The sequence below is a fragment of the Paracoccus sp. DMF genome (assembly GCF_004407025.1).
In the GTDB taxonomy this organism is placed as follows: Bacteria; Pseudomonadota; Alphaproteobacteria; order Rhodobacterales; family Rhodobacteraceae; genus Paracoccus; species Paracoccus aminovorans_B.
On sequence record NZ_SOKV02000026.1, the window covers coordinates 1 to 25,723 of the forward strand.

Consider the following 25,723-nt stretch of genomic DNA (forward strand, 5'->3'; position numbering starts at 1 on the left):
AGGATTGAACTCTCGACCTCTCCCTTACCAAGGGAGTGCTCTACCACTGAGCTACCACAGCATCGTGGGCGGGGCTTTAGACCGAACCACCGGGTAGGCGCAAGGGGGGATTTCCAAAAAATCGCGCGGCACCGACCGGCGCCGGTCTTTGCGCCGCCGCTGGACGCAAGCGGGCAAGGACGCTAACAGGGTGGGCATGACCAAACCACCCCGCGACCCCCGGAGCGACACGCGCGAGGCGCGGCTGAAGGCCGCGCTGCGGGCCAATCTGGCGCGGCGCAAGGCGCAGGGCCGCGCGCGGGCCGAGGCGGATTCGCAGGACGAGCAGCATGGGCAACAGACGCCGGATCAGGGCGCGCCCGGGAACGAGGATTAGATGGACCAGATCATTGTAAGGGGTAACGGGCCGCTCAAGGGCGAGATCCCCATCGCCGGCGCCAAGAATGCCTGCCTGACGCTGATGCCCGCGACGCTGTTGACCGACCAGCCGCTGACGCTGACCAATGCGCCGCGGCTCTCGGACATCCGCACCATGACCGCGCTGCTGCGCTCGCTCGGGGCCGAGGTGGCCAGCCTCCAGGATGGCGAGGTGCTGGCGCTCTCGAGCCATGACCTGAACAACCACACCGCCGATTACGATATCGTGCGCAAGATGCGGGCCTCGATCCTGGTGCTGGGGCCGATGCTGGCGCGCGACGGCCATGCGGTGGTGTCGCTGCCCGGCGGCTGTGCCATCGGGGCGCGGCCGGTGGACCTGCACCTGAAGGCGCTCGAGGCGATGGGGGCGGAGCTGGACCTGCGCGAGGGCTATGTCCATGCCAAGGCGCCCTCTGGCGGCTTGCGGGGCGCGGTGATCGACTTCCCGCTGGTCTCGGTCGGGGCGACCGAGAACGCGCTGATGGCCGCGACGCTGGCGCGCGGCACCACCGTCATCAACAACGCCGCGCGCGAGCCCGAGATCGTCGACCTGGCAGAATGCCTGCGCCGCATGGGCGCGCAGATCGAGGGCGAGGGCTCGTCGACCATCACCGTCGAGGGCGTGCAGGCCTTGCGCGGCGCCACCCATCCCGTGGTCACCGACCGGATCGAGCTGGGCACCTACATGCTCGCACCGGCGATCTGCGGCGGCGAGGTCGAATGCCTCGGCGGCCGCATCGACCTGGTCGCGGCCTTCTGCGAAAAGCTCGACGCCGCCGGCATCGACGTGGTCGAGACCGAGCGCGGCCTCAAGGTCTCGCGCAAGAACGGCCGGGTGCGGGCGGTGGATGTGGTGACCGAACCCTTCCCGGGCTTCCCGACCGACCTGCAGGCGCAGATGATGGCGCTCTTGTGCACGGCCGAGGGCACCTCGGTGCTGGAGGAGAAGATCTTCGAGAACCGCTTCATGCACGCCCCCGAACTGACCCGCATGGGCGCCCGGATCGAGGTCCACGGCGGCCATGCCACCGTCCACGGCGTCGAGAAGCTGCGCGGCGCCCCGGTGATGGCGACCGACCTGCGCGCCTCGGTGAGCCTGATCCTTGCCGGGCTGGCGGCCGAGGGCGAGACCATCGTCAGCCGGGTCTATCACCTGGATCGCGGCTACGAGAAGGTGGTGCGCAAGCTGCGCGGCGTCGGCGCCCAGATCGAACGCATCAAGGAGGGGACGGCCGATGGCTGACGCGAGGTTTCAGGATGCCGATCCGGCGCCGCTGGCGCTGATGGCGAGCGATGCCGAGGATCTGGCGGTCATTGCGACGCTGGCGCAGGATGCGGTCCTGCCGGTGACCGAGATCGCCTATGATGCCCGCCACCGCCAGCTGGCGCTGCTGCTCAACCGCTTCCGCTGGGAGGATGCCGAGGCCGCCCGCCGCGAGAACCGCCCCTATGAGCGGGTGCGCGCGGTGCTGCTGATCGGCGACGTGCAGCGGGTGCAGAGCGACGGCATCGACCGCAAGGATCGCGACCTGATCCTGGAGCTGCTGACGCTGCAATGGCAGCCGGGCCAAGACGGCGCCGGCCGGCTGCTGCTGGAATTCGCCGGCGACGGCACGCTGGCCGTGGATGCCGAATGCCTGAATGTCGAGCTGCGCGACGTGACCCGGCCCTATCTCGCGCCCTCGGGCAAGCTGCCCCGGCATCCGGATAGCTGAACCTCTGCGCACAGGGCCACCGGATGCGCGTGTCGCCCGGTCGCAATGGGTATTTGAAGAACGAAGAAGCGCATGAAGCGTCCCGTTTCTTTGCTCCCCAAATACCCGATCCCAACCGGGCAACTGGGATGGGCGGGGCGGTTCAGGCCGCAGCATAGCCGCTTGAGCCCCCTGGCGGCAGTCGCTAACAAGGGCGGGTCATTGAAGGCCCGAGCCATGCCCATCCATCTTTCGACCGCCCAGCCCGATTTCGCCGAGCGCTTCGCAGCGCTTCTGTCGATGAAACGCGAGGATGCGGCGGATGTGAACGAGGCCGTGGCCGCGATCATCGCCGATGTGCGGGCGCGCGGCGACGCGGCCCTGGTCGACCTGACCACGCGCTTCGACCGGCTTTCCCTGACGCCGGAGACCCTGGCCTTCAGTGCCGATGAGATTGCGGCCGAGACTGCGCGCGTCTCGGCCGAGGATCGGGCGGCGCTGGTCATGGCCGCGAACCGCATCCGTGCCTATCACGCCCGGCAGATGCCCGAGGACATGCGCTGGACCGACCCCGAGGGCGCGAGCCTGGGCTGGCGCTGGACGCCGGTCTCGGCGGCGGGGCTTTACGTTCCGGGTGGGCAGGCGAGCTATCCCTCCTCGGTCTTGATGAACGCCATTCCGGCGCGGGTGGCGGGGGTCGAGCGGCTGGTGATCTGCGTGCCGACGCCCGACGGCGTGGTCAATCCGCTGGTGCTGCTGGCCGCCGAACTGGCCGGCGTCGACGAGATCTATCGCATCGGCGGCGCCCAGGCCGTCGCCGCCATGGCCTATGGCACCACGACCATCCGGCCCGTGGACAAGATCACCGGCCCCGGCAATGCCTATGTCGCGGCGGCCAAACGCCATGTCTTCGGCCGCGTCGGCATCGACATGATCGCCGGTCCCTCCGAGGTGCTGATCATCGCCGAAGGGGTGCAGAACCCGGAATGGCTGGCGCTGGACCTGCTGGCCCAGGCCGAACATGACGCCGATGCCCAGTCGATCCTGGTCACGCCCGACGCCGACCTGGCCCGCGCCGTGGTGGCCGAGGTCGAACGCCTGCTGCCGATGCTGCCGCGCGCCGCCGTTGCCGGCGCCAGCTGGCGCGACTATGGCACGGTGATCGTGACCCGCGACCTGGCCGAGGCGGCGGCGCTCTCGGACCGGCTTGCGCCCGAGCATCTGGAGCTTTGCGTCGACGACCCCGAGGCGCTGGCCGGCCAGATCCGCCATGCCGGCGCCATCTTCCTGGGCGGCTGGACGCCGGAAGCGGTGGGAGATTACGTCAGCGGGCCGAATCACGTGCTGCCGACGGCGCGCTCGGCGCGGTTCTCCTCGGGCCTGTCGGTGATGGATTTCCTCAAGCGCACCACCATCGCCCGGCTGACCCCCGAGGCGCTGGCCGCCATCGGCCCGGCGGCGGTCAGGCTGGCCGAATCGGAAGGGCTGGGCGCGCATGGCCGGTCTGTCTCGGCCCGGCTTGCGGCATTGAACGGGGGGAACGGATGAGCCAGGCCAGCACCGACCGCATCTGCCGGATCGAGATCGACGACAGCGCCCTGCCGCCGCCGACCCCGGGCATGGAGCAGGACCGCCGCGTCGCCGTCTTCGACCTGCTCGAGGACAACAGCTTCGTGCTACCCGGCCGCAAGGGCGCTCCGGTGCCGCAGGGCCCCTATGCCCTGGCGCTGGCGGTGCGCGAAAAGCGCCTGGTCTTCGACATCGCGACCGAGGCCGGCGACCGATTGGCCGAGTTCCACCTGTCGCTGGGCCCGTTCCGCCAGACCGTCAAGGACTATTTCCAGATCTGCGCCAGCTATTTCGATGCGGTCAAGCGCCTGCCGCCGGCGCAGATCGAGGCCATCGACATGGCGCGGCGCGGCATCCACAACGAGGGCGCCCGCACCCTGCAAGAGCGGCTGGAGGGCAAGGCGCAGATCGACATCGACACCGCCCGCCGCCTGTTCACCCTGATCTGCGCCCTGATCCCGGAGTGATTCGTGGCCGGACCGATTCCCCATTCGGTGCTTTTCTGCTGTGATCACAACGCGATTCGCTCGCCCATGGCCGAGGGGATGATGAAGAAGTTCTACGGCCGCGCCGCCTATGTGCAATCGGCCGGGGTCAAGAACGACATGGAGATCGACGGTTTCGCCATCGCCGTCTGCGACGAGATCGGGGTCGAGCTGTCGCGCCACCGCGCGCGGTCCTTCGAAGAGATGCAGGCCTGGGGCGACGACCTGGGCAGCTTCGACCTGATCGTGGCGCTGTCGCCGGCCAGCCAGAGGCAAGCCCTTGAATTGACGCGGGTTGCGCATCTGGATGTCGAATATTGGCCGATCATGGACCCCAGCGGCCTGGCCGAGGGGCGCGAGGCCAAGCTGGCGCTCTACCGCGGCGTGCGCGACCAGATCCGCAGCCGGATGCTCGAGCGTTTCGGCCCCCCGACGGAAGCCTGAGGAAAAAAATCGCCGCCGCTAAGGGATTGTTAGCCTCTTGGCGCCATGCTGGCGGAAATTCCTGCATGAGGCTTTTCGCATGTCCCAAGTCCAGCGGCTGCACCACGATGTCGAATGGGCGATGCGCGCCATCCGCACGCATCGCGCGGTGCTGATCCTCGATCTGGCCGGCCGGATCCTGGCGGTGAACCAGTGCTGTCTTGGCATGTGCGGCTATCAGCGCGCCGAATTGATCGGCCGGCCGGTGGTCATGCTGCTGGACGATGCGGAAAAAGCGTCCGAGCGGCTGCGCCAGATGCTGCAAGGCGGCGAGGGCAGGGAGGCGCGGCTGCACGGCCTGGCGCAGGTGGCGAAATCGGGGCGGCGCTTTCGTGTCGATGCACGGATCTGCCGGATCCGGGACGAGGACGGGCAGGTTTGCCTCAATGTGCTGTTCCTGAGCGAAGCGGCCGGCGAGCAGGAGCCGTTGCGCGCCCTGCTGCCGGGGATGCTGCCCGCGAGCGGCGAGGTCATTCGCCTGCCGGGCCGGGGGAGGGAGAACCCGTGGTCGCGGCCGATTCCTTGGGCGCCGCCCGCGCCGGAAAACTGCGCCCGGCGCTGCGACGGTTAGCGGCCCGAGCCTGATGCGCTTGCCGATCCTGTCAGACCACCACCGCCGCGCCTTCGGTCGCGGGGCCGACATGGGCGCGGAAGGCGGCGAAAAGCTCGCGCCCCAGGCCTTCGGCGCTGCGCGATGGATCGTGCCGGACGGCGGGGCGGTCCAGGAAGTCGGGCTCGAGACAGGTCAGCGTGCCCGCGACCGCGTCCAGCCGCAGCAGGTCGCCGTCGCGCAGCCGGGCCAGCGGACCGCCATCCGCCGCCTCGGGCGAGATATGGATCGCCGCCGGCACCTTGCCCGAGGCGCCCGACATGCGCCCGTCGGTGACCAGCGCCACGCGCAGCCCGCGATCCTGCAGGACGGCGAGCGTCGGCGTCAACGAATGCAGTTCCGGCATGCCGTTGGCCTTGGGACCCTGGAAGCGGACGACGACGATGGTGTCCTGGGTGAACTCGCCGCGCTTGAAGGCGGCTTTCACGTCCTCCTGGTCCGAGAACACCCGGGCGGGCGCCTGGATGACATGGCGCTCGGGCGCGACGGCCGAGACCTTGATGACGCCGCGGCCCAGGTTGCCCGACAGTTGCTTCAGCCCGCCGGTCGGGGCGAAGGGATCGGCGGCCGGGCGCAGGATGCGGTCGTTCAGGCTGTCCCGCGCGCCCTCGACCCATTCGACGCGGCCATCCCGCAGCTTCGGCTCGCTGGCATATTGATCGAGCCCGCCGCCGGTGATGGTCTTGACGTCGGGGTGCAGCAGCCCGGCCTCCAGCAACTGACCGATCATGAAGCCGAGGCCGCCTGCGGCGTGGAAATGGTTCACATCGGCCAGCCCGTTGGGATAGACCCGGGCCATCAGCGGCACGGTCTCGGACAGGTCGTGGAAATCCTCGAGGTCCAGGATCACCCCCGCCGCCCGGGCCATCGCCGGCAGGTGCAGCACCAGGTTGGTCGAGCCGCCGGTCGCCATCAGCCCGACGATGCCGTTGACGAAGGCACGCTCGTCCAGCACCTCGCCCGCCGGCAGGTAATCGTTGCCCAGGCGCGTGATCGCGGCCGCGCGCGCGACGGCGGCGCTGGTCAGCGCCTCGCGCAGCGGCGTGTTCGGGTTCACGAAGCTCGATCCCGGCAGGTGCAGGCCCATGAACTCCATCAGCATCTGGTTGGTATTGGCGGTGCCGTAGAAGGTGCAGGTGCCCGGCGCGTGATAGCTGGCCATCTCGGCCGCCATCAGCGCCTCGCGCCCGACCTCGCCGGTGGCGAATTGCTGGCGGACCTTGGATTTCTCGTCGTTGGGCAGGCCCGAGGGCATCGGCCCGGCCGGGACAAAGACCGCCGGGATATGGCCGAAGGTGCCGGCGGCGATGATCAGCCCGGGCACGATCTTGTCGCAGACCCCCAGATACAGCGCCGCGTCGAAGACGTCATGCGTCAGCGCCACGCCCGAGGCCAGCGCGATCACGTCGCGGGAAAACAGCGACAGCTCCATCCCCGGCCGGCCCTGCGTGACCCCGTCGCACATCGCCGGCACCCCGCCCGCGACCTGCGCCGTGGCGCCCGCGGCATGGGCCGCCTGCCGGATCAGGTCCGGGTAACGCTCATAGGGCTGATGCGCCGAAAGCATGTCGTTATAGGCGGTGACGATGCCGATGTTCGGCTTGCGGCTGGTCGCCAGGTCGTCCTTGTCGGGCATGGCAGCATAGGCATGGGCCTGGTTGCCGCAGGACAGATGCGCCCGGCGCGGCCCTTCCTCGGCGGCGCGGGCGATCTTGGCCAGATAGGCGCTTCGGCTGCTGGCCGAGCGGGCGCGGATGCGGTCGGTCACCCGGTCGATGGTGGCGTGCAGGGTCATGGCTGGCTTCTCCTTCGCGCGCAGGGTATCATGTTAGCGGTAACGGCGCAACCGGCCGGCTCTTGCCCGCAGGCGCGCATCGTGGCAATCCTGCCGCGTTTTGCACGAGGCCGCCATGACCGCCGATCTGCCCATCATCCGATTGCGCCCCAAGTCCAAGCCGCAGGCGATCCGCCACGGCTTCCCTTGGGTCTTTGCCGACGAACTGGTCGTGGACCGCCGCACCCGGGCCATCGCGCCGGGCAGCTTCGCGGCTCTCGAGGATGCCGAGCGCCGGCCGATGGGCGTGGTCACGGTCAATGCCGAATCGAAGATCATCGCCCGGATGATGGATCCGGACCCGCAGGCGGTGATCGACGGCGACTGGATCGCGGCGCGGCTGGCCCGGGCGCTGGCGCTGCGCGCGCGGCTGTTCGACGCGCCCTTCTATCGCCTGATCCATGCCGAGGCCGACGGCCTGCCCGGCACCATCATCGACCGCTTCGGCGATGCCGCGGTGATCCAGCCCAACGCCGCCTGGGCCGAGCGCATGGTCGCGGACATCGCCGCGGCGCTGCGCCAGGTCACCGGTGTCTCGACGGTGATCCTGAACGGGCAGGGTCGCGCCCGGAGTCTGGAGGGGCTGCCCGAGCGCATGGCGGTGCTGTCGGGCGGCGTTCCGGGTCCAGTCGAGGTGCCGATGAACGGCGCGATCTACCTTGCCGACCTGATGGGCGGGCAGAAGACCGGGCTGTTCTATGACCAGCGGCCGAACCACGCCTTTGCGCAGCGCCTCGCCAAGGGCGCGCGAGTGCTGGACGTGTTCTCGCATGTCGGCGGCTTCGGGCTGGCGGCGCTGGCGGCGGGGGCCGGGCAGGCGACCTGCATCGACGGCTCGGCCGCGGCGCTGGAACTGGCGCGGGGCGGGGCGCGGGCGATGGGCGCCGAATCGCGGCTGGCGACCCGGCAGGGCGACGCCTTCGACCAGATGGAGGCGCTGGCGGCCGAGGGTGCGCGCTTCGACCTGGTGATCTGCGATCCGCCGGCCTTTGCGCCCTCGAAGCCGGCGCTGGAGGCGGGCCTGCGCGCCTATGAGCGGGTGGCGAAGCTCGCCGCGCCGCTGGTGGCGCCGGGCGGCTATCTGGGGCTGTGTTCGTGCAGCCACGCCGCCGACCTGACCGCCTTCCGCAATGCCTCGGCGCGCGGCATCGGGCGCGGCGGGCGGCGGATGCAGCTTCTGCACACCGGCCAGGCCGGCCCCGACCATCCGGTGCTGCCGCAACTGGCCGAAAGCGGCTATCTCAAGGCGCTGTTCTTCCGGCTGGACGGATGAAGGCCGTCCTGGACGCCTGCGTCCTGTTCCCGACCGTGCTGCGCGAGATCCTGATCGATGCGGCGGGAGCCGGGCTGTATGCCCCGGTCTGGTCGCGGCGCATCCTGGACGAATGGCGCCATGCCGCCGACCGGCAGGGGCTGGCGGCCGGGGTCGAGATCGCGCTGCTGGAATCGCGCCTGCCCGCGGCGATGGTTGCCCCGTCGGGCGGCGCCGAGGGGCTGGACCTGCCCGATCCCGCCGACCGCCATGTGGTCGAGGCGGCGCTGGCGGCCGGCGCTCCCATCATCGTCACCGCGAATCTGCGCGATTTTCCGCGCGGCGCGTTGGCGGCGGTCGGGCTGACGGCCATCCATCCCGACGAATTCCTGCGCGACCTCTACCTGCGCGCGCCCGATGCCATCGCCGCCGCCGTTGCCGCTACCGAGACGCGCGCCCAGGCCGCCGGCGCTGCGCTGAGCCGCAAGGAGCTGCTGCGTCGCGCCCGCCTGCCGCGCCTGGCAAAGGCGATGGCGCGGCACCAGGATTTCGACGCGCTGCCCGCTGCCTCGGCCGCGGATCAGGCCGGGCCAGGACAGGACTGAACGGGCATGGGCTTGCAGGACTTGATGTTAACGCTAACATCCGCTAACCGACAGATCAGCGATGAGGAGGCAGCGATGGTTTCACGCGTGATTCCGGTCGAGGATTTCGACCTTGTGATCTTTGGCGCGACCGGCGACCTGGCCCGGCGCAAGATCGTGCCCGGCCTGTATCGGCGGTTCAAGGCCGGCCAGCTGCCGGCCAGCGCAAGGATCATCGGCGCCGCCCGCACCCGCCAGGACGACGCGGCCTTCCGCGCCGAGATGCGCGCCGCCATCGCCGAATTCGTCGGCAAGGCCGAGGATCCGGCCCGCGTCGTGGCCTTCCTGGACCTGCTCGGCTATGTCGCCATCGACGCCCGCGGCACCGATGGCTGGGCCGAGCTCAAGGCGCGGGTCCGCCCGGGCGTCGTGCATGCCTTCTATTTCTCGGTGGCGCCGGCGCTGTTCGGCGATATCGCCGAGCGGCTGGCCGAGCATGGCATCGCCGATGCCGACAGCCGCATCGTGGTGGAAAAGCCCTTTGGCCGCGACCTGGCCACGGCGAGGGCGCTGAACGACACCCTGGCCCGGCATTTCTCGGAAAAGCAGATCTATCGCATCGACCATTACCTGGGCAAGGAAACCGTCCAGAACCTGATGGCGGTGCGCTTCGCCAATATCCTGTTCGAGCCCTTGTGGAACGCGCAATATGTCGACCACGTCCAGATCACCGTCGCCGAGACGGTGGGCGTGGGCGGGCGCGGCGAATATTACGACCATTCCGGCGCCATGCGGGACATGGTGCAGAACCACCTGATGCAGCTTCTGTGCCTGATCGCCATGGAGCCGCCCTATCACATCGACTCGGACGCCGTGCGCGACGAGAAGCTGAAGGTGATCCGCGCGCTGGAGCCGGTCGCGGCCGAAGAGATCGTGCGCGGGCAATATGTCGCCGGCCCGGACGGCCCCGGCTACCTCGAGGATGCCGAGAACCGCGATTCCCGCACCGAGAGCTTCGTCGCGCTGAAGGTGTGCATCGCCAACTGGCGCTGGACCGGCACGCCCTTCTACCTGCGCACCGGCAAGCGGCTGCGGGCGCGGACCAGCGAGATCGTCATCACCTTCAAGGAGCCGCCGCATTCGCTTTTCGACGATAGCGGCACCCACAAGGCCAACCAGCTGGTCATCAAGCTGCAGCCGAACGAAGGCATGGACCTGACCGTGATGATCAAGGAGCCGGGGCCCGGCGGCATGCGCCTGGTGCAGGTGCCGCTGGACATGAGCTTTGCCGATGCGCTGGGCGCCGAGGGCAGCGACATGCCCGACGCCTATGAGCGTCTGATCATGGATGTGATCCGCGGCAACCAGACCCTGTTCATGCGCGGCGACGAGGTCGAGGCCGCCTGGGCCTGGACCGACCCGATCATCAGCGCCTGGGAGCACGGCTCGAAACGCCCCGAGCCCTATGACCCGGGATCCAGCGGCCCCGAGGAAGCGTTGCGCCTGCTGCACCGCGACAACCGCCGGTGGAGGGAGATACGATCATGAGCCTGGATTTCGTCGAATATCCCGACCGCGAGATGCTGTTCCTGTCGCTGGCCGACAAGATCGCCGGCCAGCTGGCGCAGCACCTGCGGGTGAATGACAGCGCCAGCCTCTGCGTGCCGGGCGGCACCACGCCGGCGCCGGTCTACGACTATCTCTCGGGCAGCGAGCTCGACTGGCCGCGCGTCACCGTGCTGCTGAACGACGAACGCTGGGTTGACGGCGAGCATCTGCGCTCGAACAGCCGGCTGCTGCATCGCCACCTGCTCAAGGACAAGGCGCAGGCGGCGCGCTACATCGACCTCTATACCGGCGATGCACGCCCCGAGGATGCGGCCGAGGCGCTGGGCGCCCAGGTCGCGCCGCTCTTGCCGCTGACCGTGCTCCTGCTGGGCATGGGCACCGACATGCATACGGCAAGCCTGTTTCCCGCCGCCTCGGAAACCGTGCTGGCGCTGGCCCCGGATGCGGCCCCGGTCATGGCGGTGGCCAGCATCAAGGACGAGCCGCGCATCACCCTGACCGCCGCGGCGCTGAAGGGCGCGATCAACACCCATCTTCTGATCACCGGGGCCGACAAGCGCGCCGCGCTTGAGCGTGCGCAGGGCCTCGACCCGACCGAGGCGCCGATCAAGGCCTTCCTTGGCGACATCACCGTGCATTGGGCAGAGTGACATGAGCGAGATCTGGACCAGACTGACCGACCACCGCAAGGCGCAGGGCGCGCTGCGCATCGAGAGCCTGTTCGCCAGCGCGCCCGGCCGGGCCGCGGCCTATACCGTGCAGGCCGAGGGGCTGGCCCTCGACTGGTCCAAGACCAGCATCGACGACACCGCGCGGGCGCTGCTCTTGGAACTGGCGCAGCCGGTCGCCGAACGGCGCGAGGCGATGTTCTCGGGCCAGCGCATCAACGAGACCGAGGACCGCGCCGTGCTGCATACCGCGCTGCGCAACCTCGACGCCAGCGTGCTGGTCGATGGCCAGGACGTCATGCCCGAGGTGCGCGCCACCCATGCCCGCATGCGCGCCTTTGCCGATGCGGTCCGCGACGGCAGCTTCGCGGGGCAGGGCGGCAAGATCACCGACGTGATCAACATCGGCATCGGCGGCTCGGACCTGGGCCCGGCCATGGCGACGCGCGCGCTGTCGCCGTATCACGACGGGCCGCGGCTGCATTTCGTCTCGAACGTCGACGGCGCCGACATCGCCGACACCATCGCCGGGCTCGATCCGGCGACCACGCTGGTCATCGTCGCCTCCAAGACCTTCACCACCATCGAGACCATGACCAACGCCAAGACCGCGCTGGACTGGATGGCGGCCAGCATCGCCCAGCCGGCGCAGCAGTTCGCGGCGCTTTCCTCGGCCACGGCCAGGACGGCGGAATGGGGCATCGACGCCGCCCGCGTCTTCGGCTTCGAAGATTGGGTCGGCGGCCGCTATTCCATGTGGGGGCCGATCGGCCTGTCGCTGATGATCGCCATCGGCCCGGACGAATTCGACCGCTTCCTGGCCGGCGGCGCGGCGATGGACCGGCATTTCCGCGAAGCGCCGCTGGCGGAAAACCTGCCGGTGATCCTGGCGCTGGTCGGGCTCTGGAACCACCAGGTCTGCGGCTACGGCACCCGCGCGGTGCTGCCCTATGACAACCGCCTCGGCCGCCTGCCGGCCTATCTGCAGCAGCTGGAGATGGAATCGAACGGCAAGCGCGTCGCCATGGACGGCAGCGACCTGACCGTCCCCTCGGGCCCGGTGGTCTGGGGCGAGCCCGGCACCAACGGCCAGCACGCCTTCTACCAGCTGATCCACCAGGGCACCGCCATCGTGCCCTGCGAATTCATCGTCGCCGCCCGCGGCCACGAGCCCGCGCTGGCGCATCACCACCTGCTCCTGACCGCCAATTGCCTGGCGCAGTCCGAGGCGCTGATGCGCGGCCGCTCGCTCGACGAGGCGCGGGCGCTGATGCAGCAGAAGGGGCTCAGCGGCGCCGAGCTCGACCGCCAGGCCCGCCACCGCGTCTTCCCGGGCAACCGCCCCTCGACCACGCTGCTGATCCCCGAACTGACGCCCCATGCCCTGGGCCAGATCGTCGCGCTCTACGAGCACCGGGTCTTCGTCGAGGGCGTGATCCTGGGCATCAACAGCTTCGACCAATGGGGCGTCGAACTGGGCAAGGAACTGGCGCTGAAGGTCGCGCCGCTGCTGGAAGGCAAGCCCGCCCCCGGCCACGACCCCTCGACCGAGCACCTGGCGCAGCTGATCCGCGACGCGCAGGCTTGACGGCTTCTTTGCTCTGCAAATACCCAAAAACCGGCGGTGCCCCAAGGCGCCGCCGTTTCCATGTCACCCGCCCCGCATCCGTCTCACTCGACGCGCATCCGCAGATCCCTACTCGACGCGCATGCGCAGATGCCTATTCGGCGCGCATGCGCGCGACGCGCCGGTCCATGATCCGCCGCCAGACCCGCGGCAGCATGGCCAGCGACGCCATTACCGGCAGCGAATAGGGCAGCATCGGCCGCGGCGTGGCCTCGCGCTCCAGCCGCAGCCCGGGATAGGCCCGGCCGGGATGGGCGTGATGGTCGGAATGGCGCGGCGCGTTCACCATCATCAGCGAGGACAGGAAATGCGGCGCGTCCCAGCTGTGGCGCGGCCCGACCGGCTCGGGCCGGCCATCCGCGCGCAGCCCCCGCTCCAGCCCGTAATGCTGCACGTAATCCGCCAGCATCATCTGCACCTGCGCGTAAAGGCACAGCCCCAGATACCAGCCAAGCCCCGCCCATCCCAGCGCCAGCCCGACCAGCAGGCAGCAGGCGAAGCCGCCGCCGACCCAGACCAGATAGGGGTTTGCTCGCCCCGGCCGCCGCGCCGACAACGCGCGCTCGGCCACCAGCCCGGCCCGGAACGATCCGATCAGCGCGCGCGGCAGGAAATGCCAGAAGCTCTCGCCCAACCGGGCCGAGTTCGGGTCCTGCGCGGTGGCGACATGGCGGTGATGCACCAGCCGGTGCGCCGAGGTGTGATGCCCGAAAAGCAGCGTCACATAGACCGCCGCCCCCAGCCGGAACAGCCCGCGCGCGCCGCGATGGATCAGCTCATGCGCGTTCGAATTCGACACCTGGCCGAAGAACAGCCCCAGCCCCAGGAACAGCGCCAGCCGCGAGGCCGCATCCATCCCGGCCCCCGCCAGCGCGACCAGCCCCAGGACCAGCAGCAGGAAATGCAGCCCCGCCAGCACCACCGACAGAAGATCGGTCGCCGGCGGCACCCGGTCGCCCTGCGGATCGGCGAAGCCGCGCGCGATCACCGTGTCGACGATCTGGCTGGCGCCGCCCATCCAGATCAGCGCCGCCCAGGTCCAGCCGCCGCCCCAAAGGCAGGCCGCCAGCAGCAGCAGCCCCGGCAGCAGCGCGAAAAGCGCGAAGGCGGGGATCGAGGCGGGCCGGTCGAAGGGATCGGGCATGATCGCTCCAGTTTTCCTGCGCCTATAGCTGGTTTGCGGCGGCAGGGCTACCGGGGGATGCATTCGGTGATTGACGCTCGCGCACGCTCGGTTAGCCTCGGATTGCAAGACGGAAGAAAGGAACGCGCATGGATCTGATGGCCAGGGCGACCGCGCTGGTGGGCGGGGCGATGGTGCTGATGCGCCGGATGGGCGCGCCCCGCACCCCGGCCTTCGGCCGCGATCCGCAGATCCCGCAGGCGAAATCGCAGGGCATCATGACGCTGAAGATGCCGACCGCGCGCGGCTGGCGCGGCGATGAGGCGCCGGTGCCCGCGCCCGGCCTGCGCGTCAACGCCTTCGCCCGCGACCTGCTGCACCCGCGCTGGATCGAGGTCCTGCCCAACGGCGACGTGCTGGTGGCCGAGGCGCTGCAAGAGGCGAGCCCGCCGAAGACCCTGCTCGACCGCGCCACGCAGGCCACCATGCGCCGGGCGCGGGCGCTGGGTGTCAGCGCGAACCGCATCAGCCTGTGGCGCGACGCCGATGGCGACGGCGTGGCCGAAACCCGCGAGCTGTTCCTGGAAAACCAGCGCCAGCCCTTCGGCATGGCGCTGGTCGGCGACACGTTCTATGTCGGCAATACCGACGGCATCGTCGCCTTTCCCTGTCCGCCCGGCGCATCCCGCATCGAGGGGCCGGGCCGGCGGCTGGTCGAGTTCCAGCCGGGCGGACACTGGACGCGCAGCCTGATCGCCTCGCCCGACGGCCAGCGGCTCTATTGCGGCGTCGGCTCGCTCTCGAACATCGGCGATCACGGCATGGAGGCCGAGGAAGGCCGCGCCGCGATCTGGGAGCTGGACCTGGAAACCGGCCGGGCGCGGATCTTTGCCTCGGGCCTGCGCAACCCCGTGGGGCTGGCCTGGGAGCCGGTGACCGGCGCGCTGTGGACGGTGGTGAACGAACGCGACGGCCTCGGCGACGAGACCCCGCCCGACTATCTGACCTCGGTCAGGGACGGCGGCTTCTACGGCTGGCCCTTCTGCTATTGGGGCCAGACCGTCGACGACCGCGTGCCGCAGGACGCCGGCATGGTCGCCCGCGCCCTGACCCCGGACTACGCCCTGGGCGGGCACACCGCCTCGCTGGGCCTGTGCTGGATGCCCGCGGGCACCTTGCCCGGCTTCCCGGACGGCATGGTGATCGGCCAGCATGGCTCGTGGAACCGCTCGACGCTGTCGGGCTACAAGCTGATCTTCGTGCCCTTCGAGGGCGGCCGGCCCTCGGGGGCGCCCCGCGACATCCTGACCGGCTTCCTGTCGCCGGACGAGAAATTCTCCTATGGCCGGCCGGTCGGCGTCGCCATCGGCCCGGATCGCCGCTCGCTTCTGATGGCGGATGACGTGGGCGACGTGATCTGGCGCGTCAGCGCCGCCTAGAGCCGGTCAAAGACCGAGCCCATGCGCGGCGCGAACAGCCGCTCGTAGCTGCGCAGCAGGCTGGCGTCGGTCATGGCCGCGACATGATCGCAGATCGCCCGCAGCCCGTCCTCGGCATGGCGCCGGCGCCATTCCTCGGGCAGAAGCCGCTCGGGGTCCGAACGCAGCGCCTCGAACAGCGCGACCACCATGGTCTGGCCCTTGAACTCCAGCTGCTGCACCCCGGCGCTGCGGATCACGTGCCGGAAGATGAAGCCCTTGAGCAGGTCCAGGACCTGCCGCTGCTCGGGCGGCAGTTCGACGCGATGGCGCAGCAGCGGCTCGGCAAAGCCCGGCTCCTCGCGAAAGCGCACGCTGGCGATGAAGTGATGTACCAGCGCGCCGATGCATTGCTTGCGCGCCGCCGGCGGCCCGAACAGCGGCGCGGCCAGATCGCCAGGCACCGCGCCCGCCACCTCGGCCTCGAAGGCCTCGGCCGAAACCAGCCCCAGCGCGATGGCATCCTCAAGATCATGGACGCCATAGGCGATGTCGTCGGCCAGGTCCATGATGCTGCAATCCAGGGATTTGTGCAGCGTGGACGCATGCTTGCCGGGGTTTTCTCGAATCCGGGTGAAGTTGTCGCGGTCCTCGTTCGACAGCGGCGCCAGCATCCAGTCGACCAGCCCGGTCTCGCTGTCGAGATGGCATTTCGGCGGCGCCGAGGTCTCGGTGTCGATGCAGCGCAGCACGGAAAGCCCGTCCCGCAGGCGCGGCGCGCAGGCCGGATTGGCCAGCCGCGACCAGGGCGCCGGGTATTTCAGCACGCCCAGAAGGCTGCGCCGGGTCAGGTTCACGCCCGGTTCGGGCAGGCTGCCGGGCGGGCGCGACAGCAGCCGCAGGGTCTGGCCGTTGCCCTCGAACCCGCCGTCGTCGCGCATGCACCAGTTCAGCGCCACCTCGCCGCCATGGCCAAAGGGCGGATGGCCCAGGTCATGGGCGCAGGCGATGGCCTGGATCATGCTGCGGCCGGGCAGGGCGGCGGCGCCGGCATGGCCGGCCGCCGTGCCGCGCAGCTGCTGCACCAGCCCGCCGGCGATCTGCGCCACCTCCAGCGAATGCGTCAGCCGGGTGCGGTAGAAATCGCTGTCGCCCAGGTTCAGGATCTGGGTCTTGCCCTGCAGGCGCCGGAAGGCGGCGGAATGGATGACGCGGGCGTAATCCACCTCGCCCTCGCTGCGGAAATCGTCGGCGCGGGGCAGGCGCGGTTGGCGGCGTTCCTGCCAGGGATCTAGAACCACTGTCCCGGCTCCATCAGGCCGAAATCCATCAGCTGCTGCGAGTTCCACAGGAAGGGATGCGAGTTGCGCCAGCGGAAGCTGCCGATGGCCCCGCGCGAGCCGGGGTTGCGCGCCAGCGCCTTGGCGACCCGGAACGAGGCCACCGCCGCCGTCAGGTTGTGGTGCCAGGGGCAGGAATAGGTGTTGTATTCCTCGACGTTGAAGCGGTGGTCGGGCAGCAGCTTCAGCCCGGGCTGGGTGCGGAACAGCGCGATGCGGTCGATGCGGCGGCGGTCGCGCGGGATGTGCTCCTCGAAGCGCCAGCGCAAGCCGCCGTGGAAGTCCAGCTGCCGCTCCCTGTGCCGGCCGTCGCGGTCGGCGCGGCCAAGCGCGAAATAGCCGGTGCGGTCGAACATCGCCTGGTCCAGGCTGACCGCATCGGGAAAGCGGTCGAGGTCCGGGGCATAGAGGTCCACGACATAGGTCAGCATGGCCCGGCGCCGCTCCTCGGCGTGAAAGCCCAGCATCTCGCCCACGGTGCGGTGTTCCGAGAAGGGATAGAACAGGAATTCCGCGTTGTAGCCGTAATAGAGCCAGGTGTCGTTCGGCACCGCCTCGATGGCGGCATTGACCGCCTCGACATGGGCGCGGCCGCGGCGGGCATCGTGGCGCAGGTTGACGATCTTGCTGGCGCCGGCGGCGGGGATCGCGTCGGCGGGCAGGGGCTCGGGCGACAGCGCCAGGATCAGCTTGAAGCCGGCGCGCAGGTGATGCTCCAGCGTCTGGGCGACGGCGGCGTCGTCCTCGACCAGGATCAGCGCGATCGGGCCCTTGGCCAGCCGGTCGGGGGCCTCGGCCAGGAACTGGGACAGGCTCGGGAAGCTCATGGCAGCGCCGCCCGGATCTGTTCCAGCAGCGCCGGGCGGGCGGCGGCGTCGGCCTCGGCGCGTGCGACCAGCGCCGCCAGCTCGGCCTTGCGCGCCTCGGGCAGGGCGGCCGCCGCGACGATCCGGCGCAGCCGGGCGGCGTCGAAGCCCTGCGGGGTCAGGGCCGAGTCGATCTCGACCGCCTCGCCCGCCGCATTGCCGGCGGCACGGGTGGCGCTGGCCGCATCGCGGGCGGCGGTGCCGGCGGCCAGGGCGGCGGCCTCGGCCTGCGTGGGCGCGGCGCTGGCCCGGGCCGCGGCCTCGGCGGCGCGGTCGGCGGCGGCGATGGCTTCCTCGGCCGCGACCTCGGCCTGGTCGGCGGCCGAGCCGGCGGGGGCCACGGCCGCCGATGTCGCCGATCCCGCGGCCTCTGCCGCGGCGTCCGCCGCGATGGCGGCGGCGTCGGCGGCGGCATCGGCGGCGGCATTGGCCTTGTCCTGGGCGGCGGTCGCCGTGGCGTCGGGCGCGGCGCCCTGCCCGGGGATCAGGCCCGCGAACCGGGAAAGATCGCCGCCGCTCCACAGCCAGGCCCCGCCAAGGGCCAGCACCAGGATCACGATCAGGGCGAGAAGTCTGGGCATGGGTCGCTCCGGCAATGCTGCGTTCCGGCTTCTATGCCACGGCGCGGCGGGCGGGAAAAGCGCCCCGGCCCCGTGGCCGCGCCAAGCCGGGCACAACAGCGGCAAATGCGCGGCAAACCCGCCGAATCCGGTTGAAAATGCGGCTCCGCGCGACTATCTAGCCGCCAGAAACCCCCGGCCATGTAAGGAAGACAGCCATAGCCCGCAGACCGCATAACGCTCCGCCCACCCGTGACACCGGCCCCCGCGTCAACGAACGCATCCGAGTCGCCGAGATCCGCCTGATCGGCGCGGATGGCGAAAACGTCGGCGTCGTGACCCCCGCCAAGGGGATGGAGCTTGCGCAGGAGGCCGGGCTGGACCTGGTCGAGATCTCGCCCAATGCCGTGCCGCCGGTCTGCAAGATCATGGACCTCGGCAAGTTCAAGTATGAACAGCAAAAGCGCGAGGCCGAGGCCCGCAAGAAGCAGAAGATCATCGAAATCAAGGAGATCAAGTTCCGGCCCGGGACCGATACCCATGATTACGACGTCAAGATGCGCTCGGTGATGAAGTTCCTGACCGAGGGCGACAAGGTCAAGGTCACCCTGCGCTTCCGCGGCCGCGAGATGGCGCACCAGTCGCTGGGCCTGGAACTGCTGAACCGCGTCGCCGCCGACGTGGGCGAGGCCGGCAAGGTCGAATCGATGCCCAAGCTGGAAGGGCGTCAGATGGTCATGATGATCGCGCCGAAGTGACGATGGCGGGCGCGGTCACGATTCTGGTTCTGCGCGAACCGGGCGCGGATGCCGCGCTGCCCCTGCCGGAATACCAGACCGCGGGCTCGGCCGGTGCCGACCTGCGGGCCGATCTGGGCGGCGACAGCCTGGAGCTGGCGCCGGGCCAGATCAGGCTGGTGCCCACGGGCCTGCGCGTGCAGATCCCCGAGGGCTATGAGATGCAGATCCGCCCCCGCTCCAGCCTGGCCTTGAAGCATGGCGTGACGCTGCCGAACACCCCGGGCACCATCGACAGCGATTATCGCGGGCCGCTGGGGGTGATCATGATCAACCTCGGCGCCGAAGCCTATACCATCCACCACGGCGAGCGCATCGCCCAGGCCGTCGTCACCCCGGTGACGCGCGCGGCCTGGGTCATGGCCGAGACGCTGGACGATACCGCGCGCGGCGCGGGCGGCTTCGGCTCGACCGGGCGCGGCTGAGGCGGCGCCATGCCCATCGTCATCGCCGGCGTGTTCCTGTGGCTGACGAAGGGCTGGTGGCTCTTGGGTCTTGCCGCCGTGCTGGGCTTGGCGCATTGGCTGGGTCTGCGCGGCTGGAAGCTGCTGGCGCTGGGGGTGATCCTGTGGCTTGCCGTGGCGGCCGGCGTGCATCACGCGCCGGACAGCCGCTTTGCCTGGGCCGTGCAGTGGTCGGCCAAGGGCATGATCTGGATGCTGGTCATCGGCCTGATCGCGCTGGGTGCCGGGCAGGGTCTGGCCTTTCTGCATCGCCGCAACACCGCGCCCAGCCATGACGCGCCCGGCCTGGTGCCGCTGCGGTGCGCGGCGCCGGCCGTCGCGCCCAAGGCGCCGGTCTCGGACCCCGAGCTGGACCGCTATGCCCGCCACATCGTCCTGCGCGAGATCGGCGGCCCGGGGCAGGCGGCCTTGCGGCGCGCCAATGTGCTGGTCGTCGGCGCCGGCGGGTTGGGCGCGCCGGTCTGCCTCTATCTCGCCGCTGCCGGGGTGGGGCGGATCACCGTCGCGGACGACGACCGGGTGAGCCTGTCGAACCTGCAACGCCAGGTGATCTTTCGCAGCAGCGACGACGGCCGGCCCAAGGCGGATGCCGCGCGCGACGCCATGCGGGCGCTGAACCCGCTGGTCGAGATCACGCCGCTGAACCGCCGCGTCACCGAAGCCGACACGGCGCTGATCGCCGGCCACGACGTGGTGATCGATGGCAGCGACAGCTTTGCCTCGCGCCAGGCGGTCAACCTCGCTTGCGCCCGCGCCGGCGTGCCGCTGGTCGCCGGTTCCATCGCGCAATGGGAGGGGCAGCTGACCGTCTGGGATCCGGCCCGCGGCGCGCCCTGCATGGCCTGCATCTTCCCCGAAGCCCCGGCCCAGGGCCTTGCCCCGGCCTGCGCCGAAGCCGGCGTGGTCGGCCCGCTGCCCGGCGTCATCGGCTCGATGATGGCGCTGGAGGCGATCAAGCTGATCGCCGGCGCGGGCGAGCCCCTGCGCGGGCGCATGCTGATCTTTGACGGGCTCTATTCCGAAAACCGGCTGATGAAAATTTCGCGACGCGGCGATTGCCCGGTCTGCGGCTCTGGACATTTGCCGCCGGGGTGAAAACATGCAGGGCAACCGAAAGGATGCCGCATGAACCCTGAGTTGACCGAATGGACCGGGCCGCTGGGCCTGCCGCGCTTCGACCTGATCCGCGACGCGGATTTCGCCCCCGCCTTCGACGCCTGCCTGAAACTGGCCGAGGACGCCGTCGAGGCCATCGCCGCCAATCCCGAGCCGCCGACCTTCCAGAACACCGTCGCCGCGCTGGAAACTGCCGAGGAGCCGCTGAACCGCCTCTGCGCCGTGTTCTACACCCTGGCCGGCGTCGATTCGAACCCGGCGCGCGAGGATTTGCAGCGCCAGTTCGCGCCGCGCCTGGCCGCGCATGGCGCCAAGACCAGCATGGACCCGCGGCTGTTCGACCGGGTCGAGGCGATCTATCAGGACCGCGACGAGCTGGCGCCGCAGGACCAGCGCCTGACCGAGCTGACCCTGCGCGGCCTGCGCCGCTCGGGCGCCGGGCTGACCGGCGCGGCGCGCGAACGCATGGCGCAGGTCCGCGAAAGGCTGGCGGTGCTCAGCACGGATTTCGCCCAGAACGTGCTGGCGGATGAGCGCGACTTTACCATGGCCGTGCCGGACGACCGGCTTTCGGGCCTGCCGGACTGGCTGATCCGCGCCATGCGGGCGCCGGCGCGCGAACGCGGGCTGCCGGGCCAGGTCGTGACGCTGAACCGCTCGCTGATCGTGCCCTTCCTGGAATATGCCGAGGACCGGGCCCTGCGCGAGACCGCCTGGCGGGCCTGGACCGCGCGCGGCGACGGCTCGGGGGCAGGGGGCGCCAAGACCGACAACCGCCCCATCGCCACCGAGATCCTGGCGCTGCGCCACGAACGCGCCACGCTGCTGGGCTATGCCGATTTCGCCAGCTACAAGCTGGAGCCCGAGATGGCCGGCAATGCCGGCAATGTCGAGGCGCTGTTGAAACAGGTCTGGACCCCGGCCAAGGCCCGGGCCGAGGCCGATGCCGCGCGCTTTACCCAGATGCTGCACGCGGACGGCGTGAACGGCGCGCTGGAGCCCTGGGACTGGCGCTTCTACGCCGAGCGTCGCCGCAAGGCCGAGCACGAGTTCGACGAGGCGGCGGTCAAGCCCTACCTGACCTTGGAGGCGATGATCGGCGCGGTGTTCGACACCGCGAGCCGGCTGTTCCGGCTGGAGTTCCGCGAGTTCCAGGCGCCGCTCTGGTCGCCCGAGGTCCGGGCGTGGGAGATCACCCGCGACGGCCGGCAGATGGCGGTGTTCCTGGGCGACTACTTCGCCCGGCCCAGCAAGCGCTCGGGCGCCTGGTGCTCGTCCTTGCAGCAGCAGCACCGGATCGGCGCGGGCCAGCGGCCCATCGTGGTCAATGTCTGCAACTTCACCCCGCCCGAGGCGCCCGGCGCGCCGGCCTATCTGTCCTGGGACGACGCGCATACGCTGTTTCACGAATTCGGCCATGCCCTGCACCATATCCTGTCGGACGTGGACTGGCCCTCGATCTCGGGCACCTCGGTCGCGCGCGATTTCGTCGAGCTGCCGAGCCAGCTGTTCGAGCATTGGCTGGAGCAGCCCGAGGTGCTGGACCGCCACGCCCGCCATGCCGAGACCGGCGCGCCGATGCCGGCCGAGCTGCGCGATCGCATCCTGGCGGCGCGCAATGCCGACCAGGGCTTTGCCACCACCGAATATCTGGAAAGCGCGCTGGTCGATCTGGCCTTCCATACCGGTACGCCGCCCGCCGACCCGATGGCGCGCCAGGCCGAGGTGCTGGCGGAACTGGGCGCCCCTGCGGCGATCCCGATGCGCCACGCCACGCCGCATTTCGCGCATGTCTTCTCCGGCGACGGCTACAGCGCCGGCTATTACAGCTACATGTGGTCCGAGGTCATGGATGCCGACGCCTTCGAGGCCTTCCTGGAAAAGGGCAGCGCCTTCGACCCGGAAACCGCCGCCCGGCTGGAGGAATGGATCCTCTCCAAGGGCGATTCTTTGCCCGCCGACGAACTTTGGTTGAAATTCAGGGAACGAAAACCGGGGGTTCACGCTTTGTTGAAAGGACGCGGCCTGTTGACCGACGTTTCCTGACACAACGGGAGATTGAAATGACTGTGATGAAACCCCTGCTTGCCCTTGCCGCCGTGGCCACGCTTGGCATCGCCGCCTGCGACCAGGTCGCCCCGGCCGCACCCGAGCCGACCCCCGGCCCCCTGGCGCAATCCAGCGCGCTGAACGGCACCTACAACCTGCTGGAATCGAACTGCGGCGATCCGGCCAGCGACAAGCGCCTGGTCATCGACGGCAACAAGTTCATGTTCCCGGCCTCGACCTGCACCGTCGCGAGCTCCGAGCCGCAGGTGAACCGCACCCGCGTCACGCTGGCCTGCGAAGGCTCGCCCGCTGCCGGCAACCGCGTCGTGGACCTGCAGACCCGGCCCGACGGCACGCTGCGCATGACCGAGGATTCGATCACGCTGACCTATCACCAATGCATGAAGGCCAGCGCCAGCACCGACTCGCTGGTTGGCCAGACCATGTGACGCGGACCGACCCGCAACCACCTCAAGGCCGTCCCCCGGGGGCGGCCTTTGCAATTGCAGGGCGTGCCCGGCCCGCGCGCCACACGCCGCGCTGGTATCGCGGCGCCAAAGCGGCCCTGCGCATGGCAAGGCGCTTGCCGCCGGCCCGTCCCCGGCCTTACGCTTTTCTCATCCGGTGTTTCGGGGAGAGTGAAGCGATGACTTCGGCCAATCCCGTCAGGACGATCAGCGACATCCCGATCGACAAGATGGGGCTTGCGCATTACTTCCAGAACTACGCCACCTTCCTGGGGCCGCGGCGGCACGAGCCGCTGGACCTGCTGGAACTGGGCGTGGCGCGCGGCGATTCCCTGAAATACTGGCAGGAATGGCTGCCCAATGCCCGCATCACCGGGCTGGACATCAACCCCTGCGACGCGCGCTTCGGCGATCGGGTGCGGTGCTATGTCGGCGAGCAGCAGGACAGGGCGCTCCTGGACCGCATCGCCGCCGAACGTGCGCCGCAGGGCTTCGACGTCATCATCGACGACGCCGCCCATGTCGGGCAGCTGGCGCGGATCTCGTTCTGGCACCTGCTCGAGCATCACCTGAAGCCGGGCGGGCTGTATTTCATCGAGGATTGGGGCACCGGCTATTGGCCGCAATATCCCGACGGCAAGCACTACCGCCCGCCCGAGCCGGAGCTGTCCTGGCACGAACGGTTGCTGGACCGCGCCCACAAGAACGGCGTGGTGCGCGCGCTTTATCCGCTGCGCAAGGCGACCGGCTGGCTGCGCTGGAACCTGGTGCGGCGGCGCTTTCACGGCCACGACCGCGGCATGGTCGGCTTCGTCAAGGAGTTGATCGACGAATGCGGGGCCGAAGACATGACCCACCCGACGCTGGGCACCGGCGGCGCCCGCTGCTCGCGCATCGCCTGGATGCGGGTGTCCCTGGGGCATGTCGTGGTCTGCAAGGCCGGCGGCGAGACGGGGGCCGAGGCGCCGCCGCCCTAGTCGCGGATCTCGGCCGCGTCGACGCCCCAGATCGCGGTCTTGGGCACCCAGCCCTTTTCCCCGGCGCCCGAAACGCGGCACCAGTCGGGATTGCATTCATGCAGCCGCACGATGGCGCCGGCCTCGGCGCGGGCGACGACATCGGCGCGCGGCTCGGGCCGGGCCAGCAGGTCCAGCATGTCCTTGGTGACGATGGCGGTGCGCACGCCCGATAGCAGCGAATAATGCACCCAGCCGCCGGCGCCCTCCTGGTCCTCGACCCGGCGCCACTGGCCGAACTCGGCCACCACGCGCAAGGGCATGCCGGCGTGGCGGAACACCCAGTCGATGCGATGCGACAGGCTGGGGCCGCGCCTGGCATTGCCCTCGCCGCCCTTCAGGCTGACATAGCGCGGCAGCGGCAGGTTGGTGACCGGCCCGCGGTTCGGATCGGCCTGGCCGTCCGGGTTGCGGCTGATCGCCGCGTCGGCGGAAACGCCGGGCACCGGCTTGGCGTCCAGCGCCTCGCCGGGATCGCTTGCCTGCGCCAGCGCGGCGCTGCCGCCGCCCGCAAGCCCCAGCCCCATCGCCGCGGCATAGAGCCAGGCCTGTCCTTGCTTCATCTGCTCGTCCTGCTTCTTCGGGGTCTTGTGCGCGCCCCGCATCGCGGGCACTTTGCCAAAAGCCGCCCGGCTTTGGAAGAGAGGAGCGACCATGCCCGCCGTTCAAGCGACCGATCCGACCCGCTCGCGCCTTAAAGTTACCGTGACCCGGCGCCTGCCCGAAGTGGTCGAGACCCGCATGTCCGAGCTTTTCGACGTGTCGCTGAACGCCGACGACCACAAGTTCAGCCGCGAGGAACTGGTCGCCGCCATGCGCGTCTCGGACGTGCTGGTGCCGACGGTGACCGACCTGATCGACGCCAACATGCTGGCCCAGGCCGGCGAGAAGCTGAAGCTGATCGCGAATTACGGCGCCGGCGTCGATCATATCGACGTGCACTCCGCCCGCCAGCGCGGCATCCTGGTCAGCAATACCCCGGGCGTGGTGACCGAGGACACCGCCGACATGGCGCTGGCGCTGATCCTGGCCGTGACCCGCCGCCTGCCCGAGGGCATGGCCGAAATGCAGGCCGGGCGCTGGCAGGGCTGGTCGCCGACCTCGCATCTGGGCGGGCGGCTGGGCGGGCGCCGGCTGGGCATCCTGGGCATGGGCCGCATCGGCCAGGCCGTGGCGCGGCGCGCCAATGTCTTCGGCATGCAGGTGCATTACCACAACCGCCGCCGCCTGCGCCCGGAAACCGAGGCCGAGTTGCAGGCGACCTGGTGGGAAAGCCTGGACCAGATGCTGGCGCGCATGGACATCATCAGCGTGAACGCCCCGCACACGCCCTCGACCTTTCACCTGCTGAACGCGCGGCGGCTGAAGCTGATGAAACCCTCGGCCGTGGTCATCAACACCTCGCGCGGCGAGGTCATCGACGAGAACGCCCTGACCCGGATGCTGCGCACCGGAGAGATCGCCGGCGCCGGCCTTGACGTTTTCGAGCACGGTCATGAGATCAACCCGCGGCTGCGCGAACTGCCCAATGTGGTGCTGCTGCCGCATATGGGTTCGGCCACCGTCGAGGGCCGGATCGAGATGGGCGAGAAAGTCCTGATCAACATCAAGACTTTCGCCGATGGCCACCGGCCGCCGGACCAGGTGGTGCCCTCGATGCTGTGAATGCTGCGCCCCGGTTTCCGGGGCGTTTTGCCCTTGTCCGGGCCAGGCCG

The 25,723-nt window shown here is 70.0% G+C and carries 26 protein-coding genes; 20 read left to right on the forward strand and 6 right to left on the reverse strand.

The window, feature by feature from the left end; translation table 11 throughout:
* Nucleotides 1-196 precede the first annotated feature (196 nt).
* The 7 genes from E3D03_RS13610 to E3D03_RS13640 all read left to right on the forward strand — a co-directional run bounded on the left by E3D03_RS13610 (nucleotide 197) and on the right by E3D03_RS13640 (nucleotide 5,219).
* Complete coding sequence (locus E3D03_RS13610; RefSeq protein WP_062563653.1) at nucleotides 197-376, forward strand: hypothetical protein; 180 nt, start codon at nucleotides 197-199, stop codon at nucleotides 374-376.
* Complete coding sequence (gene murA, locus E3D03_RS13615; RefSeq protein ID WP_263567377.1) at nucleotides 377-1,660, forward strand: UDP-N-acetylglucosamine 1-carboxyvinyltransferase; 1,284 nt, start codon at nucleotides 377-379, stop codon at nucleotides 1,658-1,660.
* Nucleotides 1,653-2,132 carry a DUF2948 family protein gene (locus tag E3D03_RS13620; protein ID WP_062563655.1) on the forward strand — a complete coding sequence of 160 codons (480 nt, stop codon included), beginning with the start codon at nucleotides 1,653-1,655 and terminating at the stop codon, nucleotides 2,130-2,132. The genes murA and E3D03_RS13620 overlap by 8 nt, the downstream gene beginning before the upstream one ends.
* A 216-nt stretch (nucleotides 2,133-2,348) precedes the next feature.
* The gene (gene hisD, locus E3D03_RS13625) at nucleotides 2,349-3,659 is read left to right on the forward strand and encodes a histidinol dehydrogenase (protein WP_263567378.1); all 1,311 of its coding nucleotides are present in this window, start codon (nucleotides 2,349-2,351) and stop codon (nucleotides 3,657-3,659) included.
* Nucleotides 3,656-4,147 (forward strand): UPF0262 family protein, encoded by a 492-nt coding sequence (locus E3D03_RS13630; protein WP_263567379.1) that lies wholly within the window; start codon nucleotides 3,656-3,658, stop codon nucleotides 4,145-4,147. The genes hisD and E3D03_RS13630 overlap by 4 nt, the downstream gene beginning before the upstream one ends.
* Nucleotides 4,148-4,150: 3 nt before the next feature.
* Entirely contained in the window at nucleotides 4,151-4,609 is a 459-nt protein-coding gene (locus E3D03_RS13635; RefSeq protein ID WP_062563657.1) for a low molecular weight phosphatase family protein, read from the forward strand.
* A gap of 79 nt (nucleotides 4,610-4,688) precedes the next feature.
* Nucleotides 4,689-5,219: a PAS domain-containing protein gene (locus E3D03_RS13640; protein ID WP_263567380.1), complete on the forward strand. Its 531-nt coding sequence runs from the start codon at nucleotides 4,689-4,691 to the stop codon at nucleotides 5,217-5,219.
* 31 nt (nucleotides 5,220-5,250) lie between these two features.
* Here the strand turns inward: E3D03_RS13640 and edd are convergent, their stop codons facing one another.
* A complete protein-coding gene (edd, locus tag E3D03_RS13645; RefSeq protein ID WP_263567381.1) occupies nucleotides 5,251-7,053 on the reverse strand; it encodes a phosphogluconate dehydratase in 1,803 nt (600 codons plus the stop codon).
* Between the two features lie 115 nt (nucleotides 7,054-7,168).
* On the opposite strand from edd, the gene E3D03_RS13650 reads away from it, so the two are divergent.
* The 5 genes from E3D03_RS13650 to pgi all read left to right on the forward strand — a co-directional run bounded on the left by E3D03_RS13650 (nucleotide 7,169) and on the right by pgi (nucleotide 12,753).
* Nucleotides 7,169-8,365 carry an RSP_2647 family RNA methyltransferase gene (locus tag E3D03_RS13650; RefSeq protein WP_263567382.1) on the forward strand — a complete coding sequence of 399 codons (1,197 nt, stop codon included), beginning with the start codon at nucleotides 7,169-7,171 and terminating at the stop codon, nucleotides 8,363-8,365.
* Nucleotides 8,362-8,949 (forward strand): RSP_2648 family PIN domain-containing protein, encoded by a 588-nt coding sequence (locus E3D03_RS13655; RefSeq protein ID WP_263567383.1) that lies wholly within the window; start codon nucleotides 8,362-8,364, stop codon nucleotides 8,947-8,949. Before E3D03_RS13650 ends, E3D03_RS13655 begins: the two co-directional genes overlap by 4 nt.
* Before the next feature lie 75 nt (nucleotides 8,950-9,024).
* The gene (gene zwf / locus E3D03_RS13660; RefSeq protein ID WP_263567384.1) at nucleotides 9,025-10,476 is read left to right on the forward strand and encodes a glucose-6-phosphate dehydrogenase; all 1,452 of its coding nucleotides are present in this window, start codon (nucleotides 9,025-9,027) and stop codon (nucleotides 10,474-10,476) included.
* Nucleotides 10,473-11,147, forward strand: a complete 675-nt coding sequence (gene pgl / locus E3D03_RS13665) for a 6-phosphogluconolactonase (RefSeq protein ID WP_062563661.1) — start codon at nucleotides 10,473-10,475, stop codon at nucleotides 11,145-11,147. Before zwf ends, pgl begins: the two co-directional genes overlap by 4 nt.
* 1 nt (nucleotide 11,148) lies before the next feature.
* Nucleotides 11,149-12,753, forward strand: a complete 1,605-nt coding sequence (gene pgi / locus E3D03_RS13670) for a glucose-6-phosphate isomerase (RefSeq protein ID WP_263567385.1) — start codon at nucleotides 11,149-11,151, stop codon at nucleotides 12,751-12,753.
* A gap of 133 nt (nucleotides 12,754-12,886) precedes the next feature.
* Here the strand turns inward: pgi and E3D03_RS13675 are convergent, their stop codons facing one another.
* The gene (locus tag E3D03_RS13675) at nucleotides 12,887-13,936 is read right to left on the reverse strand and encodes an alkane 1-monooxygenase (RefSeq protein ID WP_263567386.1); all 1,050 of its coding nucleotides are present in this window, start codon (nucleotides 13,934-13,936) and stop codon (nucleotides 12,887-12,889) included.
* 128 nt (nucleotides 13,937-14,064) lie between these two features.
* Between E3D03_RS13675 and E3D03_RS13680 the strand changes: the two genes are divergently transcribed.
* A complete protein-coding gene (locus tag E3D03_RS13680; protein WP_263567387.1) occupies nucleotides 14,065-15,354 on the forward strand; it encodes a PQQ-dependent sugar dehydrogenase in 1,290 nt (429 codons plus the stop codon).
* On the opposite strand, the gene E3D03_RS13685 is transcribed toward E3D03_RS13680, so the two are convergent.
* Genes E3D03_RS13685 through E3D03_RS13695 form a run of 3 tightly spaced genes read right to left on the reverse strand, consistent with a single transcriptional unit; the run spans nucleotide 15,351 to nucleotide 18,120 of the window.
* A complete protein-coding gene (locus tag E3D03_RS13685; protein WP_263567388.1) occupies nucleotides 15,351-16,634 on the reverse strand; it encodes an anti-phage deoxyguanosine triphosphatase in 1,284 nt (427 codons plus the stop codon). The two genes, E3D03_RS13680 and E3D03_RS13685, sit on opposite strands and share 4 nt — an antisense overlap.
* Complete coding sequence (locus E3D03_RS13690; protein WP_263567389.1) at nucleotides 16,625-17,500, reverse strand: glycosyltransferase family 2 protein; 876 nt, start codon at nucleotides 17,498-17,500, stop codon at nucleotides 16,625-16,627. The genes E3D03_RS13685 and E3D03_RS13690 overlap by 10 nt, the downstream gene beginning before the upstream one ends.
* A complete protein-coding gene (locus E3D03_RS13695; protein WP_263567390.1) occupies nucleotides 17,497-18,120 on the reverse strand; it encodes a hypothetical protein in 624 nt (207 codons plus the stop codon). The genes E3D03_RS13690 and E3D03_RS13695 overlap by 4 nt, the downstream gene beginning before the upstream one ends.
* Before the next feature lie 197 nt (nucleotides 18,121-18,317).
* Here E3D03_RS13695 and infC point away from each other — a divergent pair, with 197 nt between their 5' ends.
* The 6 genes from infC to E3D03_RS13725 all read left to right on the forward strand — a co-directional run bounded on the left by infC (nucleotide 18,318) and on the right by E3D03_RS13725 (nucleotide 23,969).
* Nucleotides 18,318-18,857, forward strand: coding sequence for a translation initiation factor IF-3 (gene infC / locus E3D03_RS13700; protein ID WP_062563668.1), 540 nt, complete (start codon nucleotides 18,318-18,320; stop codon nucleotides 18,855-18,857).
* 2 nt (nucleotides 18,858-18,859) lie between these two features.
* Nucleotides 18,860-19,321, forward strand: coding sequence for a dUTP diphosphatase (dut, locus tag E3D03_RS13705; protein WP_263567407.1), 462 nt, complete (start codon nucleotides 18,860-18,862; stop codon nucleotides 19,319-19,321).
* A gap of 9 nt (nucleotides 19,322-19,330) precedes the next feature.
* Nucleotides 19,331-20,455: a HesA/MoeB/ThiF family protein gene (locus E3D03_RS13710; RefSeq protein ID WP_263567391.1), complete on the forward strand. Its 1,125-nt coding sequence runs from the start codon at nucleotides 19,331-19,333 to the stop codon at nucleotides 20,453-20,455.
* 30 nt (nucleotides 20,456-20,485) lie between these two features.
* Nucleotides 20,486-22,522, forward strand: coding sequence for a M3 family metallopeptidase (locus E3D03_RS13715; RefSeq protein WP_263567392.1), 2,037 nt, complete (start codon nucleotides 20,486-20,488; stop codon nucleotides 22,520-22,522).
* A 26-nt stretch (nucleotides 22,523-22,548) separates the two neighbouring features.
* Nucleotides 22,549-22,974 (forward strand): hypothetical protein, encoded by a 426-nt coding sequence (locus E3D03_RS13720; protein ID WP_062563672.1) that lies wholly within the window; start codon nucleotides 22,549-22,551, stop codon nucleotides 22,972-22,974.
* 197 nt (nucleotides 22,975-23,171) lie between these two features.
* The gene (locus E3D03_RS13725; protein ID WP_263567393.1) at nucleotides 23,172-23,969 is read left to right on the forward strand and encodes a class I SAM-dependent methyltransferase; all 798 of its coding nucleotides are present in this window, start codon (nucleotides 23,172-23,174) and stop codon (nucleotides 23,967-23,969) included.
* On the opposite strand, the gene E3D03_RS13730 is transcribed toward E3D03_RS13725, so the two are convergent.
* On the reverse strand, nucleotides 23,966-24,571 hold the full coding sequence (locus E3D03_RS13730; RefSeq protein ID WP_411969825.1) for an SH3 domain-containing protein: 606 nt from the start codon (nucleotides 24,569-24,571) through the stop codon (nucleotides 23,966-23,968). The genes E3D03_RS13725 and E3D03_RS13730 overlap by 4 nt on opposite strands.
* A gap of 91 nt (nucleotides 24,572-24,662) precedes the next feature.
* Between E3D03_RS13730 and E3D03_RS13735 the strand changes: the two genes are divergently transcribed.
* Nucleotides 24,663-25,673, forward strand: a complete 1,011-nt coding sequence (locus E3D03_RS13735) for a 2-hydroxyacid dehydrogenase (RefSeq protein ID WP_263567395.1) — start codon at nucleotides 24,663-24,665, stop codon at nucleotides 25,671-25,673.
* Nucleotides 25,674-25,723 lie beyond the last annotated feature (50 nt).

Coding starts and splice junctions, on each gene's coding strand:
- murA (WP_263567377.1), top strand. CDS start 377: ATGGACCAGATCATTGTAAGGGGTAACGGGCCGCTCAAGGGCGAGATC.
- hisD (WP_263567378.1), top strand. CDS start 2,349: ATGCCCATCCATCTTTCGACCGCCCAGCCCGATTTCGCCGAGCGCTTC.
- E3D03_RS13610 (WP_062563653.1), top strand. CDS start 197: ATGACCAAACCACCCCGCGACCCCCGGAGCGACACGCGCGAGGCGCGG.
- E3D03_RS13695 (WP_263567390.1), bottom strand. CDS start 18,120: ATGCCCAGACTTCTCGCCCTGATCGTGATCCTGGTGCTGGCCCTTGGC.
- E3D03_RS13650 (WP_263567382.1), top strand. CDS start 7,169: ATGACCGCCGATCTGCCCATCATCCGATTGCGCCCCAAGTCCAAGCCG.
- E3D03_RS13680 (WP_263567387.1), top strand. CDS start 14,065: ATGGATCTGATGGCCAGGGCGACCGCGCTGGTGGGCGGGGCGATGGTG.
- zwf (WP_263567384.1), top strand. CDS start 9,025: ATGGTTTCACGCGTGATTCCGGTCGAGGATTTCGACCTTGTGATCTTT.
- E3D03_RS13630 (WP_263567379.1), top strand. CDS start 3,656: ATGAGCCAGGCCAGCACCGACCGCATCTGCCGGATCGAGATCGACGAC.
- pgi (WP_263567385.1), top strand. CDS start 11,149: ATGAGCGAGATCTGGACCAGACTGACCGACCACCGCAAGGCGCAGGGC.
- edd (WP_263567381.1), bottom strand. CDS start 7,053: ATGACCCTGCACGCCACCATCGACCGGGTGACCGACCGCATCCGCGCC.
- E3D03_RS13690 (WP_263567389.1), bottom strand. CDS start 17,500: ATGAGCTTCCCGAGCCTGTCCCAGTTCCTGGCCGAGGCCCCCGACCGG.
- E3D03_RS13655 (WP_263567383.1), top strand. CDS start 8,362: ATGAAGGCCGTCCTGGACGCCTGCGTCCTGTTCCCGACCGTGCTGCGC.
- E3D03_RS13675 (WP_263567386.1), bottom strand. CDS start 13,936: ATGCCCGATCCCTTCGACCGGCCCGCCTCGATCCCCGCCTTCGCGCTT.
- E3D03_RS13725 (WP_263567393.1), top strand. CDS start 23,172: ATGACTTCGGCCAATCCCGTCAGGACGATCAGCGACATCCCGATCGAC.
- E3D03_RS13620 (WP_062563655.1), top strand. CDS start 1,653: ATGGCTGACGCGAGGTTTCAGGATGCCGATCCGGCGCCGCTGGCGCTG.
- E3D03_RS13730 (WP_411969825.1), bottom strand. CDS start 24,571: ATGAAGCAAGGACAGGCCTGGCTCTATGCCGCGGCGATGGGGCTGGGG.
- dut (WP_263567407.1), top strand. CDS start 18,860: ATGGCGGGCGCGGTCACGATTCTGGTTCTGCGCGAACCGGGCGCGGAT.
- E3D03_RS13735 (WP_263567395.1), top strand. CDS start 24,663: ATGCCCGCCGTTCAAGCGACCGATCCGACCCGCTCGCGCCTTAAAGTT.
- E3D03_RS13710 (WP_263567391.1), top strand. CDS start 19,331: ATGCCCATCGTCATCGCCGGCGTGTTCCTGTGGCTGACGAAGGGCTGG.
- pgl (WP_062563661.1), top strand. CDS start 10,473: ATGAGCCTGGATTTCGTCGAATATCCCGACCGCGAGATGCTGTTCCTG.
- E3D03_RS13720 (WP_062563672.1), top strand. CDS start 22,549: ATGAAACCCCTGCTTGCCCTTGCCGCCGTGGCCACGCTTGGCATCGCC.
- E3D03_RS13640 (WP_263567380.1), top strand. CDS start 4,689: ATGTCCCAAGTCCAGCGGCTGCACCACGATGTCGAATGGGCGATGCGC.
- E3D03_RS13715 (WP_263567392.1), top strand. CDS start 20,486: ATGAACCCTGAGTTGACCGAATGGACCGGGCCGCTGGGCCTGCCGCGC.